The organism is Pseudoalteromonas luteoviolacea (assembly GCF_000814765.1).
GTDB lineage: Bacteria > Pseudomonadota > Gammaproteobacteria > Enterobacterales > Alteromonadaceae > Pseudoalteromonas > Pseudoalteromonas luteoviolacea_H.
On sequence record NZ_JWIC01000007.1, the window covers coordinates 1068482 to 1088287 of the forward strand.

General features: G+C 41.4%; 14 protein-coding genes. 4 read left to right on the plus strand and 10 right to left on the minus strand.

Annotated elements, in window-relative coordinates; genetic code table 11:
• The first annotated feature begins 32 nt into the window (after positions 1-32).
• A complete protein-coding gene (locus JF50_RS18835) occupies positions 33-623 on the plus strand; it encodes a hypothetical protein (protein WP_039610878.1) in 591 nt (196 codons plus the stop codon).
• 554 nt (positions 624-1177) lie between these two features.
• Here the strand turns inward: JF50_RS18835 and JF50_RS18840 are convergent.
• The 5 genes from JF50_RS18840 to JF50_RS18860 all read right to left on the minus strand — a co-directional run bounded on the left by JF50_RS18840 (position 1178) and on the right by JF50_RS18860 (position 9740).
• Positions 1178-2527 carry a TonB family protein gene (locus JF50_RS18840; protein ID WP_039610879.1) on the minus strand — a complete coding sequence of 450 codons (1350 nt, stop codon included), beginning with the start codon at positions 2525-2527 and terminating at the stop codon, positions 1178-1180.
• 308 nt (positions 2528-2835) lie between these two features.
• Positions 2836-5403 (minus strand): TonB-dependent receptor, encoded by a 2568-nt coding sequence (locus tag JF50_RS18845; protein ID WP_039610880.1) that lies wholly within the window; start codon positions 5401-5403, stop codon positions 2836-2838.
• Between the two features lie 579 nt (positions 5404-5982).
• Positions 5983-7209, minus strand: a complete 1227-nt coding sequence (locus JF50_RS18850; protein WP_039611094.1) for a threonine/serine ThrE exporter family protein — start codon at positions 7207-7209, stop codon at positions 5983-5985.
• Between the two features lie 281 nt (positions 7210-7490).
• The gene (locus tag JF50_RS18855) at positions 7491-8726 is read right to left on the minus strand and encodes a glycosyltransferase family 4 protein (protein ID WP_039610881.1); all 1236 of its coding nucleotides are present in this window, start codon (positions 8724-8726) and stop codon (positions 7491-7493) included.
• The gene (locus JF50_RS18860; protein ID WP_039610882.1) at positions 8727-9740 is read right to left on the minus strand and encodes a LacI family DNA-binding transcriptional regulator; all 1014 of its coding nucleotides are present in this window, start codon (positions 9738-9740) and stop codon (positions 8727-8729) included.
• 213 nt (positions 9741-9953) lie between these two features.
• Here JF50_RS18860 and JF50_RS18865 point away from each other — a divergent pair, with 213 nt between their 5' ends.
• Complete coding sequence (locus JF50_RS18865) at positions 9954-12428, plus strand: S9 family peptidase (protein WP_160290498.1); 2475 nt, start codon at positions 9954-9956, stop codon at positions 12426-12428.
• Positions 12429-12458: 30 nt separating this feature from the next.
• On the opposite strand, the gene JF50_RS18870 is transcribed toward JF50_RS18865, so the two are convergent.
• The 5 genes from JF50_RS18870 to JF50_RS18890 form a co-directional block, all read right to left on the minus strand.
• Positions 12459-13310: an EamA family transporter gene (locus JF50_RS18870; protein WP_039610883.1), complete on the minus strand. Its 852-nt coding sequence runs from the start codon at positions 13308-13310 to the stop codon at positions 12459-12461.
• Positions 13311-13455: 145 nt separating this feature from the next.
• Complete coding sequence (locus JF50_RS18875; RefSeq protein ID WP_039610884.1) at positions 13456-14241, minus strand: Rossmann-like fold-containing protein; 786 nt, start codon at positions 14239-14241, stop codon at positions 13456-13458.
• 101 nt (positions 14242-14342) lie between these two features.
• Positions 14343-15428 carry a methyl-accepting chemotaxis protein gene (locus JF50_RS18880; RefSeq protein ID WP_039610885.1) on the minus strand — a complete coding sequence of 362 codons (1086 nt, stop codon included), beginning with the start codon at positions 15426-15428 and terminating at the stop codon, positions 14343-14345.
• A gap of 236 nt (positions 15429-15664) precedes the next feature.
• Positions 15665-16507 carry a GGDEF domain-containing protein gene (locus JF50_RS18885; RefSeq protein ID WP_052262489.1) on the minus strand — a complete coding sequence of 281 codons (843 nt, stop codon included), beginning with the start codon at positions 16505-16507 and terminating at the stop codon, positions 15665-15667.
• Between the two features lie 292 nt (positions 16508-16799).
• Positions 16800-17222 carry a DUF3429 domain-containing protein gene (locus JF50_RS18890; protein WP_039610886.1) on the minus strand — a complete coding sequence of 141 codons (423 nt, stop codon included), beginning with the start codon at positions 17220-17222 and terminating at the stop codon, positions 16800-16802.
• Positions 17223-17463: 241 nt separating this feature from the next.
• Here JF50_RS18890 and ahpC point away from each other — a divergent pair, with 241 nt between their 5' ends.
• Both ahpC and ahpF read left to right on the plus strand, forming a co-directional pair.
• A complete protein-coding gene (gene ahpC, locus JF50_RS18895) occupies positions 17464-18033 on the plus strand; it encodes an alkyl hydroperoxide reductase subunit C (RefSeq protein ID WP_039610887.1) in 570 nt (189 codons plus the stop codon).
• A 107-nt stretch (positions 18034-18140) separates the two neighbouring features.
• Positions 18141-19709 (plus strand): alkyl hydroperoxide reductase subunit F, encoded by a 1569-nt coding sequence (gene ahpF, locus JF50_RS18900; protein WP_039610888.1) that lies wholly within the window; start codon positions 18141-18143, stop codon positions 19707-19709.
• Positions 19710-19806: the final 97 nt, after the last annotated feature.

Below are 19806 nucleotides of genomic sequence, written 5' to 3' on the forward strand. Positions count from 1 at the left end.
GTAGAGGGGTGTATTAAAAAAGGCGGTATAATATGAAAAAAATAAAAAATGTACACATATTATTGTTATGCGTAATGCTAGGCGGCTGTGCTAAATCAACGATTGAGGCGCATAAACTAAGAGAGGATCAAGGTGGTATCATTTGGGGGAGTATGTCTTATGAAGGAGATTATGCAGACTATCAATTACATTTTAAAAATATTCATACGGGAGAAAGTGGATTTATAACATTCGGTTCAAATGTCAATGAACATGGCATTTTTGCGATGACTGTACCAAAAGGGGTTTATCGTGTTACTGGTTGGAGGGTCAGTCAACAGTATATTTCGAAATATAGTGATGGGGAAACGAGAAAGGTGTTTAACAGTGACTCGAGTGCACCGACTTACCTTGGTAAGTTTCACTTTACTTCTGAAAGTGCCGCGAATTCACCACAAGCAAACATTCAAGCGTCTATAAGTAATCGATATGCAGCAGACCTAAAAATGTGGCGAATGTCTTACCCAGATATAAATACGCCATGGCATATGGCTGAACACTTGCCAGAAAACTTACCAGAAAATATTATTTTATGTGAAGCGTGCGATGTTCAGGTGATACATACTCCTGCACAAATACGATAATTACAATAGCTGATAGGCATATGTCTTGAGGCGCTGTAGTGATGGTGGAGTAGAGCATCAAAGCTGCTCATAATCCAGAATCAATTGCCCCAAAATATTGATATTAATAAGTAAGTTAAGTAAAGCCATTGCTTTTTCATCGATATTATTGCCAGTGTGTACACTTTGCAGGTTAGCTTCACTTAATAAGCGTTTAAAGCGTTTTAAAAGCCACCAGATAAATGTGGTGATAATGTGTTGTTATTGTCCACAAATACAACAATGCTTTTAATGATTACACAGCCTTTCGCCTCTTTGTCACTCACTCTAGAGGCACATAGTTTTTGAAAATGCATTGAAATTTTATTCAATATTTACCCCTCCGAATGTATCACTTCAATATTGGTTGAAGGATGAGAAGACCTGAGGAAATTTGTTGATACATAGGTTGGTATATTGAGTGCGTTGTAAAGTCAGTTGATGGATAATTCATGGGCTTACTTGCGAATTCCCAGTATTGTGAACCGTTGTGACTGAAGGCTTAATACATTCTTACAGGATATAACTTAGTGCCGCTACAGAGACACCATAAACTTTTGAATTTGTGCAGTGTCCCAGCCCCTCTTTTGCGCTTGTTTGAGTGCTAGCTGGGCTATTTTAATTGATTCCTTGGTGTTGCTACTGCGTAATAACTTTGCTTGTAATAGGAGTAATTCAGGGTCGTTTTTATCTTGGCTGAGAGCTTTGTTTAACCAATCAATTAGTGACTCTTCGTCATTAGGGTGATCGTATAAATGCAAACTCAGTGCTTTGGCCGCCCTTATGTCATTGTCGGCTGAGCGCTTAAACCACTTTGTTGCTTCATTTGGTGCAAAAATTTTGCTGTTTTGTTGGCTGTGTAATGTTGCTAGCTTGTATTGTGCGGGCGCAAAAGAAGCCGCACTTCGCTTTAGCCAGTTCAATGCAACATTGAACTGTGTTTTATCTTCTGTACTGGTGAGTAATTCCATTGCAAGCTTGTATTGTGCAATAGGAAGGTTATTTTTTGCAGATGCCAGTAACATGGTTAGGTAAGCGCTATCGTCTCGCCAGTGGTATTTCAGTAATCGACTTGCGTTATAATCATTGGAACTTAGCCAATTTGCAATATAGTACTGAACTTGAGCGTTACCTTGCTCTGCTGCGTCGATATGTCGTCTAATTTCCTTATGATAATCTTGTTGTTGAAAAGCCAGCGTTCTTTTATATTCTTTCCCTTTATATGTTGTGAAGTGATAAATAAGAGAATGATTTTTTTTAGGGTTCCCTGAGTCGTAGCGCCATACACTGACAGCGTTTATGAGTGCAGATGTGAAGATATTCTTTGGGTAATCATCAATGACGACTAGGTTTTTCACGACGCCTGAGTGGTCGATGTCAAACTCTAACCAGACCCATCCTTCAAGGCCTTGCCTTGCTGCCTGTTCTGGGTACTCGGGTTGTTTGTCAAATACCCGAGAGAGGCTTACGGTTGAAGACAAAGGCTGTGTTAGGTCTGGCTGAAACTTTTCGCTAATATATTGATAACCATAGCGGTTTTTTGTTTCTTGTAGCACTTGTGCCAACACTTGTTGATCTGGATATTGCGATGCGATCAAATGGGCTGTTTTCAGTGCTTCGGCTATGCCATATTCCCCGGCTAACGCGAACCATGCGTGAGCAAGAGAGAGGTTTTTTTCAGTACCTTGGCCATGTAATGACATAACGGCCAAGTTATAAATCGCATCTCCATTGCCAAGCTGAGCAAGTTGATAAAATTCATGATAGGCCTTAGCGTAATTTTGCTCTTGGTAGTACTTAGTCGCCGTATAGAGATCGGCGTAGCTGCTAGGTGATAACAGCGCCAGAATAAATACGAGTAGTTTAATTGGCCTAAATTGGTTCATGCTAACTAAATTGGCACCTTATGATAATTATCTAGCCTGAATGAGGCATTATGTTACGTGTTGACTATATTAATCTGTGTACCTAAATTACCGATTCTACAGCTTTTACAAACAATTACCATATCTCAAAGTTTAAGGTGTTTCAAAAGAAAAGCTGAAGGCCTATGCAAATAGTCTTCAGCTCAAATCTCCTGGGCAGGAGTGGCTTTCCTTTGCCGGTGTCGCGTTGATTACAACGAACTTTATGTAGACCTCAACATGCTTTAAGAACAAAATACTTGTTTGGCATGTTGAGGCGGGGCTTTATATTAAAAATTAAAACGAACTCCGGCTACAAAGCGTCTACCGTCGGCATACACACCTGTTAGCGCTTGTTCGACGCCCTCTTCCTGATAACTAAATGTATGTTCATCAGTCAAATTGATGGCTTCCAGCACAACAGAGATGTTTTCATTAATGTTGTATGTCAGATTGGCATCGATCTGACCATAAGCATCAATGTAACCAGGCCAATCATTACCTGAGTCGTAACCTGAGCGGTGGTTGTAAGAAATACGACCGCTGAGTGTCTCATTTTCGTAGTATGCACTTAAATTGACGGTGTGCTCAGAGTTTCCAGGGATAGTAACATCGTTGCCATCTTTGTCTTTGGCTTCACCATCAACATAAGTGTAGTTTGCAGAGACACCGAAGCCTTCAAATAACTCTTGCTGGTAGCCAAACTCTAAACCTTGAATTTGACCAGCACGGCCATTAGAAGGGCGGCTTATCCGGATTGGTGTATTTTCGTGTATTTCAAGTGCTGGCGTACTGTCTAAGAAAGATTGGATATCTTTATAGAAGAATACGGCTGAAAATATGCCTGCTTCATTAAAGTACCACTCAATACCAGTGTCGAATTGTGTTGCACGGAACGGGTCTATATCTGGGTTACCGCCCGTACCTGTTTGAGTTTCAACGTTATAGGAAGTTGAAGCAGTCATACTTGCATAGTCTGGGCGTGACATAACTCGGGCAGCACTGAAGCGCATCAGTAAGTCATCGCTCAAATCAATCGCAAGGTTGATACTTGGTAAAATATCGAAGTAGTCTTTGTCTTGTGTAGTCCAGACTTCAGCACCCGTTGCACCAGCAAATGCAGAAGACTCCTGTTTGGTTTGTACTAGCCTCACACCTAAGTTACCACGCATGCCATCTGCATCTATGGTGGTTTTAACATAACCTGCTAATATTTTTTCTTGAATATCAAATGTACTGGCTTTTAAGACCGTGTAATTCCATGCTAGTGCATCACCGTCCTGTCGTACCTTATCTGAGTCGGTGATGGCATATGCGCGAAGCGTACCAGACGATCCTAAACCAGACAGGTAGTCGCTTGGCATAGCGAGCGAGTAATCAGCAAGGCTCCAATTGAGATCTGTGCGTGCAGTGGTGGTGTTTTTGGTATTGAACCGGCTGTGGTCTCTGTATTTAACCCCCATTTTGATTTCACTGAATACGGCGACATCAATGGGGCGTTTGAAGTCAGCTTGGAAATAGCTTTCTTCATCTTTGGCGTCATTATTGTCGTAACGCAAAAAGCCGAGGTTCCACTTTGTGCCGTCTTTAGGGTCGGCACCATAAGACGTTCTAACATCTTCAATGTGGGATGTATCAAAAGAGTGCACATAGTTGCCAACCCAGCCGACAGAGCGATCAGCTTGTGAGCCACCTGACCCCTCGGTATAGCCTAGCTGATAACTAGATTGCCAAAGTTCTCCTTCATGCTCAACTTTCAAGTCGTACGCTTTTGTTTTAAGTTTCGAATTTCTAACCTTGGTTTCATTTAGAATGTTCGTACTGTTAGGTGATAACCCCATGGTGCCACCAACAACCATTTTACCCACTTTACTCTGGTCTATGATCGTGATGTCTGTGTATTGAGAATCGCCACGTTCAGGCAACCAAAGGAAGTTTTGGTTTTCGTTATCAGCATTGAGTGTTGAATCTAATAGGTTAAATGAAATATCTGTCGCATCACTAGGGCGATATTGTAATGCCAGTGTGATCCCTGTTCTGACACGTTCTTGAGAAAACATCGCTGAGCCACCGCCGCCTGGGCTGTAAACATCTTCATGAACGGTTCCATCCGCCATCGTGATATCTCTATCAGTCCAGCTCCATGCTTCAATGCCGTCACGACGAAGGTTTCTTTCTTGTCTGATCACAGAGACCAGTGCGCCGAATGTTTCATCGTCGTTCTTAAAGTTATACATAATAGAAGCTTGAGGGTCAGTTTTACCTGAAACTTCGCTATGTTGGGCTAACAGTGAACCTGCGATTTTATTGGCTTCTAGATCTAGCGGCTTTCTAGTTCTTACAATGATGGTGCCGCCAATTGAGCCCTCATCAATATCGGCTTCTGGTGATTTATAAACTTCAAGACCTGATACGATTTCTGATGGAAGCATTGTGTAGTTGAATCCTCGGCTTGCGGCAGAGTTTGTCCACCAATCCGTTGAACCAACCGCTTGGCCATTTAATAATGTACGGTTTTGACTTTCACTGGTGCCTCGGATACTGACTCTTTCACCTTCACCGAAATTACGTGTTAACGATACACCAGTAATGCGTTGAAGTGATTCAGCCACATTTTGATCTGGGAATTTACCAATGTCTTCGGCAGTAACGGCATCAACAATTGAGTCTGCATATCGTTTTGTATTTAAAGATTTCACCACGCTGCCGCGAATACCACGAACTTGAATCACTTCGACTTCTTTTTGATTCGAAACAGCGCTGTCATTTTGTGCAAATGCGTATGGTGAAAAATATAAAGTTGAACTCATTAATGCTGAACTCACAGCGAGCGACAACTTATTCTTATTGTTAAACATGATACCAATCCCCTTGGATGAAAAATGAACGTAATCACTTAAATGTAATTTTGTGCACTAAGGATTTAACATCATGTCTAGTTGTTAAATCTTGAATGTAGATTAAAAGTTATGAATTTTACTTTTATTTCCATATGTTTTTATAAGTAATTGTAAATTATGCATAAAAATATATTTTTATGCATTTTTAATTCTAATGGGTAAATTTACCTGAAGAATAATGTTATTAATTTTGTTTACATTCACAACTTGTGATACTTGAAATTTAAACTTTCCTTATATTTTGAAGTAACGAGCACTTTTTCTAAGGGGTTAATAAGACCATCAATGATTATGAAGAGTTATATGCTTGATCGAAATATAGTGTTTTGCTTGGCGTACATTTAGTCCAGTCGTGTACTTTGTGGGGGGGAGGTGTTCGCGGTGTTAGCTGCGCTATTGTTATTAGTTATCTGTCATCTAAGGTGGGATTTAGTAGAGTATATGTTTTGCAAGCAGGGCTGCTATTGTGAATAGTGAAGTTGGGCTAAGGCTGACTACGTGAAAAGCCCCCCATGATTTAGGGGGCTTAACAATAGATCATAAACTCTTTTTGGGTGGTAGCGTGACGTTTGCGAAAATGAGTCCTGCAACAAGAGACATAAAAATTAAAAAAGTTTGTTGCCCAATGTGATCTGCCATAACAAAGCTTTGCCCTTCAATCAAAGAGTTTAAGCCAATATAGGTTTTGGAACCTGGTACAAGGACAATCAGCCCCTTCATGGTTACGATAGACGCTGGCGCATTTTCGACGCGATTAAATATGTTACTGAAAATACCAACGGCAAATGCTCCTGCAAACGTCCCTAGCGCATAGTCAAAATAAATTGCGGCGCTGACAGAAACGGCATAGGCAATAAACCCTGATGTTATACACCAAGGGACATGCTTCAGTTTGGTTTTGAAAATTACAACAAGGCTGATACAAAGTAAAAATACTGCAAGCCAAGCAGTCCATTTTGGCAGTGGATCTGGTTGTACAAAGTCGACTTGCCCAAATACATAAAAACCAATGCTAATACCTAAAAACGCGCCAAAATAAAGCTTGAACAACAGCATAAAAGCATCCATAACTCTGGCTGTACCTGATACCAAATGGCGCGCTGAGAGTTCTGCGAACCCTAATGCCAATGCCAGTCCCGGTATAAATACGATGATCGCAGATAAAACGACTAGACGGATGTTGAGCTGTGGGTCTAAATAAGCTGACACGGCGCACGCTGCAAATGCAGAGGCAATGGCCACCATAGGTTCAAGCATGTGAGTGACACGTTTGGAGTGCTCTGACCATAAGATGAATAAGTAAACCAAGATCGAGATGATGCCGGACCATATCACATCACTCCAGCTTGTACCCATGAGCATAGCAAAAGCACCACCTGACACCGCAAAAGCTAAAGCCATTTGCCATCTTGTGTATGGGGAATCAGCATTTTGAATTTGATCGAGGTTTTCGTCCGCTTCTGCGATTGTTAATTCACCGGCGAGCATTTTATTTACGACATCATCGGTATTAGCAAGTGAACCTAGGTCGTGGTCTCCAGGCTCAACCCTTGCAACGTGGGTATATTCCTCTTCGTGCCCGTCTGTCCAAATAACAAACGTCACTGACGTTGGTGACATAACAAAAGAAGATTTTAAACCAAGGTGTGTGGCAACTTCCATCAAATGGGCTTCTAAACGAAAAGCAGGGGTGCCGTATTGATGAAGCATTTTGCCAAGCTTTACAATAAACTTGCGCTTTTGGGTAAACGTAGCTGAGTTCAACTGTGCAATACCTAATAGTTGAGAGGTTGAGGGCGAGCCCATACATTTAAGTGTTGTTCACTTAAATCCCAAATTACAGTAACTTATAGTACAGCTCAATTATGTTGTAATTTTGAAGTCTCAACTGCATGCGCTGAGATTAAAAAAACCTTCAAAAACCAGTATACACATAGTTTGCGGCGTAATTAGCGCTTAAGCACGATAAGAAACCAATTCAGTATTCATTTCTATAAAACTAATAATAAGTTACGCCGCGCATTCTAACCAGTTTTGTCTTATTTTCAACGCATTTTGTTTGCGTTTTTTTCTTCAATCCACTGAGACATATACTGGGTACTACGTAAAGTGTGGTGTTTAAGCATTTGCCCATAAAAGTTTTGTGTTCGATGAGCCGCTAAATTGTTTTGAATATTGGATATTTTGTTTAATAAACGGGTACTTAAAGTATCTTTGTTGTATCTGTCATGCAAAATATTTAGGCCATTTTGTTGTGCTTGCTTGAATGCGGCTTGATCTTTATAAAGTGCGACGGCTGCTGCAACAAACTCTTCATCGCTAGTTGTAATTTTTCCGTGCCACGGAAGCGTTCCATGCATACCTTCAGCCCCGATCTCAGTTGTAACGCAAGGGGTTTGAGTGAGCATCGCTTCTAATAATTTACCTTTGATACCAGCGCCAAACCTAATAGGCGATAAACATATTCGACTTGCTTTCATCACCTCTATGGCATCTTCAGCCCAACCCTTAACTAAAAAACCTGTTTTGGGGTTGTTGAGAGCCGTAGCCTTTTTCGGGGGGTAAGAGCCATAGATATGTAACTGCGCTTCAGGGAGCTGCTTTTTGATTGCAGGCCAGAGCTTTTGCAAGTGCAATACAGAGTCCCAGTTGGGTGCATGACGAAAGTTACCAATGGTCATAAAATGTGCACGTTCATCAAATGTAGGTAACATAGAAGGCAGTGATTTTAAGTCAACTAAGAATGGCAAGTGGAGCAGTAGGTCAGTGCGTATGTTGAAAGTTGATTGTAACAGCTCTAGTTCATAATCAGAGATAATAAGAGATAAGTCACATCGTAAAATAGCGGCAATTTCTCTTTTTGCTAATTCGCTATCTAATAACTGATCCGTATTAAAGTCAACGTTGGCTTTTAAGGCTGCATGCCTTGCTCCTCTGAGGCTCTGTAAATCCTCTGTATCTAGGATCTTCAAAGCATGCGGTGCAAACTTATCAACTCGCCAGCCAAATTGCTCTTCCATCATAAAACGGTCAAACATAACAATATCTGGGCTCAGCGCTTCAATATAACTGTCAAAGCTGCTGCAATTGAGCGCAATTTGTTTGCTTGAAATGCCATAGTCAGGCAGGTGTATCATGTGTTCAGTCTGTTGCGCAGGGCTTGCAAACTCTACTTGCCAGCCTTGTGATGTAAATAACTGCAGCAAGGAAAGCATATGCATGCCAGCAGCCGATGAATTTGGCTCAGGCCATACATAGCCAATAACTAAAACTTTATTCATTTATGATGAAGATTCTCGAATTTGTAAAGAAATATCTACCAGTGTTCTCACTGGAGGTTGGGATTGGTTGAGGATTTCACTCAGGGCTTGGCAAGTTCGTTTACCTATATCATTGGCATCAATACGAACTGATGATAGTGCAGGGCGCATTAAACGAGAGTCTGCAAGATCATCAAAGCCGATGACTTTTACATCTTTTCCGGGGGTTAAATTATGCTCTCGCATAGCTTCCATCACCCCATATGCTATGACATCACTAAAACACACCACAGCTTGAATATCAGGCTTCGTACGATAGATCTCATGAAATGCATCTCTGCCACCCTGACGGTTAGTGGGTGCCATAATTTCATATGATTTGACTGGTGTAGCGTGTGCAGATAAGGCAGAGCGAAAACCGCTTAAACGTTCATGATAATCGGATATTTCCTCAGTGCCGCCTAAAAAAGCTAAAGAGGTCAGGCCTTTATTAAGAAGGTGTTCTGTCGCTAAATGCGTCCCTTTTTGGTTATCCGGCAAAATACAGGGCGCATCTGCAAATTGTATTTCACGCATGATATTGATGACAGGAAAACCTGATGATACAAGTTGGTTGACCCATTCTTTAGTTGTACCTGGTGCTGGGACCATCACAAACGCAGACACATTGTACTCTTTCAATGTGTTTACCACTTGTTGCTGACGTTTAAAGTCTTCACCGGTATTAACTAGCATTGGCACCATGCCCAGCGCGTAAATGTGCTTTTCAAGACCGACAGCAAGCTGAGCTGAATATGGGTTTGTTAAGTCGTTGATAACGACCGCGACTAAATTTGACTTTTTACTGCGAAGGGCTGCTGCATCTCGGTTGTAGACATACCCAAGCTTCTCAATCGCCTTAAGGACTTTTTCTTTACTTTTATCGCTTACCTTATCCGAGTGAGTTAATACGAGTGAAACTGTAGATTTGGAAACTTGCGCTTCTTTGGCAACATCAAAAATTGTTATTTTTTCTGGTTTTTTGTCGTTGTTCATAAGTGCCTGATCGCATACGTTGTGCTGATGACGGTTGCATAGTTTAAACCTATCAACTTAAACTCTGCAACTTACAATTCAAAAGTCGCGTTACTGTATAAAACAATAGTCTAAAAAACAGCTTTTTGACTGCAAAATGTCTCTAAAATACTGCATTGGTCTGAAAATAAAGATATGATGTCCCGTTGTGGCTATTTGATTAGGACTACAGACGTGATAATTATCCGGGCATTAATGCTATTTGTAAGTGCATGTATATTAAGTAATGTTGTTTATGCAGATGCATCTAGTTATAAGCAACCATCGCCTGAAATTGCAGAATTAATACAACAACATAGTGTTCCCGAAGCGCTTGTAAATGCAAAAGGGAGCTGGATGGCACTCCTTGAGCTTGCTGAACACACTGGGCACAACACACCAGTAAACACGTTGCTGGGTGTGCAGTATAATCCTATAACGAGCTTACACAGCGATGCGCCAAGATATTCAGGGCTGTCTTTTAAGCACATTGATACAGGTGCTTTAATTCGCGTCACAAATATACCTCAAGGCCAGATTGTATACCCCGCATGGAGTGCAAATGGCCGTTATCTCTCGTTTGTTCTTGAAACTAAAACAAGCGCGCATTTGTGGGTGTATGATATAAAGCAGAGAAAGCCTGTGGGCTTATCAAACTTTCCATTGAACGGGTTTGTAGTGGCAAAACCTTATGAGTGGCTGGCAGATGGCTCAGGGTTAATTGCTAATGTGCGAGTAAATTCTTTGAAAGTCCAGTCTAGTCCAAAGCAGCCAGCTACAGAATCGAACGGGCCCTTAGTGGTGAACTCAATGGCGCAACCTGCGCCTGAACAAGACAACGTATTCAGTACAAAAAAGCATACTCAGTTTATGGAGCTGGCGCTCGGCCAGTTATATAAAGTGCCGCTCAAAGGAAAAGAAGTACCAATTGGTCAGCCTGCTTACTTCAGTGAATTTAAATCCTCCCCGGACGCAACAAATTTACTTGTAGCTATGATGGATGTACAAAATCTGTCGCAAATGACAGAGCAAGACTTTGAGCAACAAAATTACAGTGTGTGGCAGATTTGGGGGATGAGAGGGGCACCCTTGTATGAGGTCTATCGGCCGCAACAGACGCTGTCAGAGCAAGCTCTACTTGCGCAGGCAATTTCGGACCCTACGGTGAAAAGCCGTTTCCAGTGGCGTGCTGATAAAGGAGCGACTTTGGTATGGGCTCAATCTGACATAGCCTCTGAAAGTGACAGTTTATACAGTATTTCTGCACCATTTAGACGTGAACCCAGATTGTATGCTGAGGTTGATGGCCGTGTGTCAGAGATAATTTGGGGCGACAATCAACTTGCCTTGATAGTGATCGACTTAGGGAATGGAAAAAAAGAATACCGTGCCTTTTCTCCACTGACGCCAGAGCGCGTGCAAATCAAGTTGAATTTATTTGACGATATGGTGGCCAATGAGCGTCGCGAATTGGTGATGACAAAGAATGACTTGGGTGTACCTGTCGCAAAAGTGGCAGGGGGCAGATACCTCTTTATTAAGGGCAATAAACACAACGAGGGTGTAGATGTACCATTTTTAGCTCGTTTCGATACGCGAGGCAATCTGCTTACCTTGATATGGCAATCTAGTGCTCCTTATTTTGAGCAAGTGATAGCCCTCTTGTCGAATGATGGAATGCAATTCGTTACCCGTAAAGAGTCTAAAGACAATCCAACAAATTATTTTTCAAGAAACCTAACATTTGATGTGGTTGAGCAACTTACAAAATACCCGCATCCGTATCCCAGTATGCAGGGGATCCGAAAAGAGGAAATGCAATTTGTCGTCGGTGGTGGAAAAAAAATACAAGGGGACTTTTATCTACCCAACCGCTTTGACCCGAGTTTAGGCCGTATTCCTGTTGTGATTTGGTTGAATCATGACGCAGTGAAAACGAGCAGCCAGCGTGAAAAATCCCCGTATTTATTTCCAGAATTAAATGCGATGAATGGCGTGCCTTTTGTACATGAAGGGTATGCTGTGCTCAATGTTAAAAATATGCCTGTGCTAAGTGATCTTCACCAAGGTGAGCAATTTGATAAGTACCTGCGAGATGCTGCCAAGGTGATTGTAGACACTTTGGTATCGCAAGGCATTGCGGATAAAGATAAAATTGCAATCGGTGGGCAGGGGCTCGCTGCCACTAATGTACTGAAGTTGCTGACTCAAACAGAATTGTTTGTGACCGGTATCGCACGTAGTGGACTGTATAACCTAACACTTGCGCCATTTTTATTTGGTGGTGATGAGCATAGTATGTGGATGGACAAATCAAAATATTTGCTCAACTCTCCATTGTTTTCAGCGCATAATATTCGTAGTTCAGTACTGTTAGTGCATGGCTATCAAGACCGCATGGAAGGTCGTTTTCCTATTCAGTCTGAACGTATGTTTAGTGCTCTGAATGACTTGGGAAAAACCGCAAGATTAGTTTTACTTCCTCATAGTGATCATTCTTTTAGCAATAAGCAAGATTTACTTCATATGCTTTATGAGCAACAACATTGGTTAAAGTTGCATTTTGACCCGTTGCCAGAGATTGAGACTGACGAGTTGGTGCCTGAGCACTTGCGCTTTGAGCCAGTCGCTGAAGAGACACAGCCCGAATATCCCTCTCCTTGGGGATAGATAGAAAGGCCCCTTTTGTGGGCCTTTAAACTAGGCTTCTTTGGTGGTGATAGAGCTACCTACAGATGCAGTAATGACCAATAGTATGGCTGCCCACTGCCAAAATGTGAGTAGTTCTCCCAGTATAAGTAGCCCAGCGAGCGCTGCGATAGCAGGTTCAAGGCTCATCATAATACTGAACCCTTGTGCGGGCATATTTTTCAGTGCAATCATTTCTAAAGTGTAAGGTAAAGCACTCGAAAGCAAGGCGATAGCAATGCCTAGCGGTATAAGAGACCAGTCTAGTAATGCGCTGCCCTGTGATATTACTCCGTATGGGACAATCGTGATGGCGGCTACGCTCATTCCCAGAGCAACAGCCATACCACCAGAGCCTTGACTGCCGGTTTTTTTTCCAAACACAATGTATCCAGCCCAACAAGCGCCTGCCGTTAAGGCGAGTATTACGCCAACTGGGTCTAATCCGTCTACTTCATTCATATCAGGCAGCAATAAGAAAATCCCGACAATGGCCAGCAATACCCAGAGGTAATCCCGTTTTCTTTTCGACGCAAAAAGCGCAACCGCGAGTGGACCGGTAAACTCCAACGCAACGCCGATCCCTAGGGGAATACGAGCAATGGCAAAATAAAAAGTTAAATTCATGACACCTAGAGATAAACCATAGAGAATAACTGGTCGCCAGTTTGTTGGTAATTTTCGCCATGGTTTAAAGATAAGGCACAGTATCAGGGCTGAAAAACCTAGGCGATAGGCTGTGGTGCCTTCAGGCCCAACATGGGGGAACAATTGCTTTGCAATTGATGCCCCTGATTGGATAGTTACCATGGCCAGTAGTAAACATGCAATTGCATATAAAAAGCGTTTGCCTAAAAGTTGCATAATTGAGCCTGTAATTACAAAAAGGGCGCTAGTCTAAAGCGTTACATTTAATCTCTCAATACTTTTGTATACATTATTCTATATAAAGCCTTAAATTGACTCTTTATGTGTATTTTATGTGTATTTTTTACCTTTTTTGTTTTTTTTATGTTTTGTTTTGAGCTAAGTATGTCTGCCATGCATGTTCATGTTTTGACATTTGCTTGTGCTTTTTTGAGTTTAAGTGGGCTTGTTTGTCCTGCTCAGTTAAGAATGGGCCAACGCGGCACATAGGGCAATGTGAAGGCATAAGATAATGAGGTTTTAATAACGGTATGCTTGCAATAGATTTGGGAGACCAAAAGTAACTGATCCCGCGTGTGTCCTTGACGTGCTTGTCTCTGTCAACATTACGGATCTTATATTCAGGAAAGCGCCCGATATCGAATGGCATTTGACCCAAATACTCAAGATTAAGGCCTTGATGTAAAGTTTCCTCTAGGTTCCATTCGCAATAAGGTTTTACGTCTTTCGAAGTTATGACGCTGAGCATTGGCCCCGCGGTGTCTAATGCGATGGATTGAGAGTAATTTAAAAAGTGACGTAGCAGACGTCTATTAAGCGTGTTAATGCTCAAATTATTTTGTTTAAACTCATCATGGGAAGAGAATGCAGGTATAAGTGGAAACTGGAAAATGACCACATCAAATTTTTGCTCATTTAATTGACCCCATGAGGCTGGATCTGTGGCATCAAACTCAGTTATAACTTGGGTATTTAGATCTCGCAGCTTATCAAGTGCATGATTTTGGTATTTTTCTCTTAGCACAGTCTCACTGTCATAAATACTCGCAACAATGAGTGTCGGGTTCAAATACTTTTTTATTGAGTAGGAGAAGCTTAAATCGCCATCTCCCACTGTTAAAATACGCCACTTTGGATCTAACTGCATGAATAAATACTGACTGATTAAAAGTGTAGAATTATATCAAAATTTAGATACCAAAGTCGCTAGATGTCGGCAACTTTTGCTGACAATCTGTTAGATTTGGGTCATGCGTTTCTAAGTTCATCAAGCAGGTGCATCACTTCAACACTGGCTTGCTCCATTTTATTGAGCTGTTGAACTGCGCCTTGTTTATCGCCTGTCTGAAACCTTCTAATCGCTTCGACGCCCGATTTATGAACGTCTTTATGGGGGCTTTCTAGGCGTCTGTAGGCCGAGTTATCAGAATATAGTTTCGCTCCATCCCCTGAAAACCATTTACCTAGTCGGCAAGATGTATGATCTGCAAAGTCCGATACTGTTTTTTTACTGCTGCCCATGATGACGGCATATACTTCGCTCTTCCAAACCACATGGTCAAGTTTAACCGTTTGAATAAAAGTTTGTTTAGTTGCGTTTGAAATGGTTGTTTTCATCGAACCGCAACTGGCTACGATATGCCCATATTCGTCATTTAGGTGCTCTATACTATTTGATAGAGTCTTGTTCGATTCTTGAATGACCGAGACATCTTTCACTGTCAACTGTGTTGTATCAATGATTTTAGTCACTAATTCAGATACCTCATTGGCGGAAGCACTGGTGTTGTTAGCCAAGGCTCTTACCTCATCCGCAACCACGCTAAACCCTCTACCAGCTTCGCCCGCTCGCGCAGCTTCAATCGCAGCATTGAGTGCAAGCAGGTTAGTTTGATCCGAAATCTTAGAGATAGTCGCGACAAATGTATGTATGTTGTCGGCCATATGTGACAGTCCAGATATGTTATCAGTCATGCTAGACATATTCTCTGATAGCTGACCCATCCCGGATAAAATGTTTGATAAAGACTGTTCTGAGGTTTCAAAAGATTGATTGACTTGAGAAATTGCAGCACTGTCTTGCTCGATATTCTGAAAGCTTTGCAGCACGGTTTCTCTGATCCCTTCAATTTGGCTCATACCAGACAAAGCGCATTGAAGTAATTGATTGTCCGTATTGTCATTTAATTGTTGCTGCGCCTCAATAAGCTGTGACTGAAGTCTATTATTGTCAGCAGCTAAACGCTCATTTTCTTGTCGTTGCTGCGCTAATTCTGTTTTGACCTGTAAGAGTTCGGATTTCAGTTCTGAGCTTGAAAATAGATTGTTGAGCACTAGTCAATCCCCTTTGTAATATGAGTGCGCTGATTATTGATTGTGAGTACTTTTTACTGTGTTTATGGTTTCAACTTGGCCAAAATCTAGCGTCGTTTTTGCGTTTGTATTAGTGACGACTAAGCACGATTAAAGCTTGCCATAAATAATTTTATAGAAGGTACCTTTTTCAATGATAATTCAAAGGGTTTTATATTGGAAAAGTTTTTAATGAAAAAGCAGGGTATTTTCAGTAGCTAGCTCACTCTCGGCTTTGATCGTACAGACTTTAAACTCTTATTACTGTACATAGACGCATCAGCCAAGTGTAAAAGCTTATCAGGCGCCACATCTGTATCTGTTGGCGTAAACCCAATACTGATCCCAACGCCATATTCGAATACTTCTTCAAGCAATTTCTTTCGCAATTGTTCGTCATTTTCCGTATCAAAGGTGCCAAAAGCAACAAATTCATCACCACCAATTCTAAAGCAGTTTTCTTCTCCAAATAACTCGCTCAGTGACTGGGCGACTTTTTTCAAAATTAAATCACCACAACTATGGCCAAATTTATCATTGGCACATTTGAAGTCATCTAAGTCAAAATAAAAGAGGGTTGTATACTTTTTGCAGAGTGAGGGAAATTGGGTGAAGCATGCTCTGCGGTTACCTATTTGGGTCAATTCGTCATGGGTTGCATCAAATTTTAACTTCTCTTCTAGCCGTTTGCGTTGTTGGATTTCATTGTTAAGTAAAGATATTGATTCTCTTTGTCTGACGATCATGGTGTAAAGGGAGTAGCAGATCAGTAAAAAGCCAAACTGTTTTAAAGACGTATCTAATGCAATCACAGGGAAAATATCTACGGCAATAAAGTCGTCAAGTAAGTCAAGAAGTAATCCGACGCAGTATATCGACCATGCACATATCAAAATGTTGTTTTTGAGGTGTGGAGCAGAATACACAATCATCACCGACGCGATGGCGAACCAAAAAAGTTCTTCAATAGAGTCTAACAGATCTCCAGGCTGTTCCTTCATCCACAGGTAAAATGAGACCACGAATATCCCAATGAACCCGTAAAGCAGCTTTTGAATCATATTTGCACTCCCAACGCTCCCCTTTAACTTATAGCAGTTTTATTATCGCTCTGCTTGATTGAGAACTAATTTACCGCATTGATTCAGATATTTGAATCAGTTGGTTGTAAATTATTCAATAAAAAACGTTCGAAGTTATAAATTATGCTAACTAAAATAAGGGAATAAGCTTGCCGACACCTAAACACTATTCGAATATGTTAATTGATCTTCTGCGAAACGGACAGTGCTTTTACGTTGCAGTAAAGGAATACTTATTGTGTCGGCTTATTAATCGTTTAAAGTGATTATTCTATCTAGTTAATTCAATGGCTTGAGAGATCATAAACAGATGTGAAACGAACACAACGGAGGTCAGAACAAAGCGCATTTGTCTGTAATCTTTATGTGTTTCTTGCCATTTGGGCATACTCTTTTCAAACCACAATACTAACCAGTAGCTTGCAGCAAGGTAGGTTAACTGCCCGGTTAAAGAGACCAAAGCTAAAAAAGGAAAAGGAATAACAACCAGCACAGCTAATATCGCGTGCACTTTAGCTTGCTCGCCCGCTCGCCACAGTGTACCCGCCATAAATGCCAAAATACCCATGCTATAAAAAGTGAATGTTTTTACCAGTGTTTCTGAGCTGCCTAACATCAATGTTGATGCGATACAAAGTAAAAAAGGCACAAAGCCAAAGTAGCCTAACTGGATGTGATTGAAGTACGGGTGCATAAAGACTCTTAGTTAGTATTAGTTTATAGATAAAATTAACGGAGCGGATAAACCGCTTCACATTGTTACGAGTTGATTATACCTAAGGTTTACAATGTCATTGAGTTTATTTAATCGGATTAATCGATAGCAATAATAGTTTTAATCAATTTTATTTAAAACCTCTAAGCCATTATCTTTGTAATCAAGCAAGGCGAGGACTATCGCCAACACTAAATACACACTGATAAAGAGGATAGCCATGAGCACTTCATTGATTAACACAAAACTTTTACCTTTCAACGCAACTGCTTACCACAAGGGTGACTTTGTAGAAGTTTCAGAACAAGATTTATTAGGTAAATGGAGTATCGTTTTCTTCTACCCAGCTGATTTTACGTTTGTCTGCCCGACAGAGCTAGGTGACTTAGCTGATCATTATGCACAGCTTCAAGAGATGGGTGTTGAAGTTTACTCAGTTTCTACTGATACACACTTTACTCACAAAGCATGGCACGATGCTTCAGACACAATCAAAAAAATTGAATTCCCAATGATTGGTGACCCAACAGGCAAAATCACACGTAACTTCGGTGTGATGATTGAAGAGGAAGGTCTAGCACTGCGTGGAACCTTTGTTATTAACCCAGAAGGTGAAATCAAAGTGGTTGAAACTCACGATTTAGGTATTGGTCGAAGTGCAAACGAGCTACTACGTAAAGTACAAGCTGCACAATATATCGCAACACATGATGGTGAAGTATGCCCAGCATCTTGGCAACCAGGTGAAGAGACACTCGCACCATCTTTAGACCTAGTAGGCAAAATCTAATCGTGCCTAGTTAATACCTGCCAGCGTGTGCTGGTAGGTATGACTTGAATTTGTATATCTTTTATCAAGCAAGCAAGAGCTTTGCGTTTCAATGAGGAATTATAAAAATGTTAGATGCGCAAATTAAACAGCAGCTCACTGAGCACTTTAAAAATATTAAATCACCGGTAGAGTTAAGAGTCGCGCTCGATAGCAGCAGTAAGTCCAATGAGTTGAACTCGCTCGCTCAAGACCTTGCTTTGTTAAGCCCTCATATATCGGTTGCAGAAAATTACGATATCAATGCAAGAAGACCATCATTGCAAGTCAGATCGCAACAGACGAATACAGAGATAAACTTTGCCGGTGTGCCTATGGGGCACGAGTTTACGAGTTTGATCTTAGCGCTTTTACATAGTGGTGGTCATGATACTAAATTGGCAGGTGATGAGCTCGCAGTCGTTAAAGCAATCGATAAGCCATTAAACTTTGAAGTATATGTATCTTTAAGTTGTCAAACTTGCCCTCAAGTTGTGCAGGCGCTAAACGTTTTGGCCGCAAGTAATGCCAATATTACCGCAACAATGATAGATGGCGCGTTATTTCAACAAGAAGTAGAAGAGCGCAACATCATGGCCGTACCGAGCGTGTACCTCAACGGGGATCTATTTAGCCAAGGCGCGATTGGTTTGGCGGATATATTGAAAAAGCTAGACAGCAACTCAGCCCAAAAGGCGAAGGACAAACTCAATAAAAAAGCACCGTTTGACGTGTTAGTTGTCGGTGGCGGCCCCGCGGGTGCGTCGGCTGCAGTGTATGCAGCGAGAAAGGGGTTAAATACCGGTGTTGTCGCGGAGCGTTTTGGTGGTCAAGTCGCGGATACTATGAGTATAGAGAATTTTATTTCAGTAAAAGAGACTGAGGGTCCGAAACTCGTGGCCCAGTTGGAGCAGCACGTCAAGCAATACGAGGTCGATGTGATGGACAGTAATCGAGTCGCAAACATCGAGCGCAACGAATACTTGGATATTGAATTAGAAAATGGCGCAAAACTGCAAGCAAAGTCAGTTGTGATTTCAACTGGCGCTAGATGGCGCAATGTAAATGTGCCCGGTGAACAAGAATATAAAGGTCGTGGCGTGGCGTATTGTCCACACTGTGATGGGCCTTTATTTAAAGGTAAACCAGTCGCTGTTATCGGTGGTGGCAACTCAGGTATTGAAGCGGCTATTGATTTAGCGAACATTGTTGAGCATGTCACTGTATTGGAGTTTGCAAGCGAATTAAAAGCGGATCAAGTTTTAATTGATAAAGCGAAAAGCTTGCCAAATATTGTGATTCACACGGATGCACAAACAACGGAAATAATTGGCGATAAAAATAAAGTCAATGCCCTAAAATACCTTGATCGTATAACGGGTGAAGAACAGTTAATTAATGTGTCAGGTATTTTTGTTCAGATTGGGTTGGTCCCTAATTCAGAGTGGCTCAGTAATAGTGATATAAATTTAAATAAATTTGGTGAAATAGAAATAGACAACAAAGGGTCTACTAATATGCAAGGTGTTTTTGCCGCGGGTGACGTGACCACAACTCCTTTTAAGCAAATTGTGATTGCGATGGGGAGTGGAGCAACTGCCAGTTTAGGGGCGTTTGAGTATTTGATCCGTGAAGAGGGGGCATCCGCCGCTGCATAGTTTCCCTTATAAGCCGAGGAGCTCGGCTGACTTTATTCATTGCAATATACCCATGCAATGTTTTCTCCAGCCACGCAATTGCGTGGCTTTTTTTACG

What these genes read in the sequence shown, in the direction of transcription:
- JF50_RS18835 (WP_039610878.1), top strand. Translation starts at nt 33, where the DNA reads ATGAAAAAAATAAAAAATGTACACATATTATTGTTATGCGTAATGCTA.
- JF50_RS18840 (WP_039610879.1), bottom strand. Translation starts at nt 2,527, where the DNA reads ATGAACCAATTTAGGCCAATTAAACTACTCGTATTTATTCTGGCGCTG.
- JF50_RS18845 (WP_039610880.1), bottom strand. Translation starts at nt 5,403, where the DNA reads ATGTTTAACAATAAGAATAAGTTGTCGCTCGCTGTGAGTTCAGCATTA.
- JF50_RS18855 (WP_039610881.1), bottom strand. Translation starts at nt 8,726, where the DNA reads ATGAATAAAGTTTTAGTTATTGGCTATGTATGGCCTGAGCCAAATTCA.
- JF50_RS18860 (WP_039610882.1), bottom strand. Translation starts at nt 9,740, where the DNA reads ATGAACAACGACAAAAAACCAGAAAAAATAACAATTTTTGATGTTGCC.
- JF50_RS18870 (WP_039610883.1), bottom strand. Translation starts at nt 13,310, where the DNA reads ATGCAACTTTTAGGCAAACGCTTTTTATATGCAATTGCATGTTTACTA.
- JF50_RS18875 (WP_039610884.1), bottom strand. Translation starts at nt 14,241, where the DNA reads ATGCAGTTAGATCCAAAGTGGCGTATTTTAACAGTGGGAGATGGCGAT.
- JF50_RS18885 (WP_052262489.1), bottom strand. Translation starts at nt 16,507, where the DNA reads ATGATTCAAAAGCTGCTTTACGGGTTCATTGGGATATTCGTGGTCTCA.
- JF50_RS18890 (WP_039610886.1), bottom strand. Translation starts at nt 17,222, where the DNA reads ATGCACCCGTACTTCAATCACATCCAGTTAGGCTACTTTGGCTTTGTG.
- ahpC (WP_039610887.1), top strand. Translation starts at nt 17,464, where the DNA reads ATGAGCACTTCATTGATTAACACAAAACTTTTACCTTTCAACGCAACT.
- ahpF (WP_039610888.1), top strand. Translation starts at nt 18,141, where the DNA reads ATGTTAGATGCGCAAATTAAACAGCAGCTCACTGAGCACTTTAAAAAT.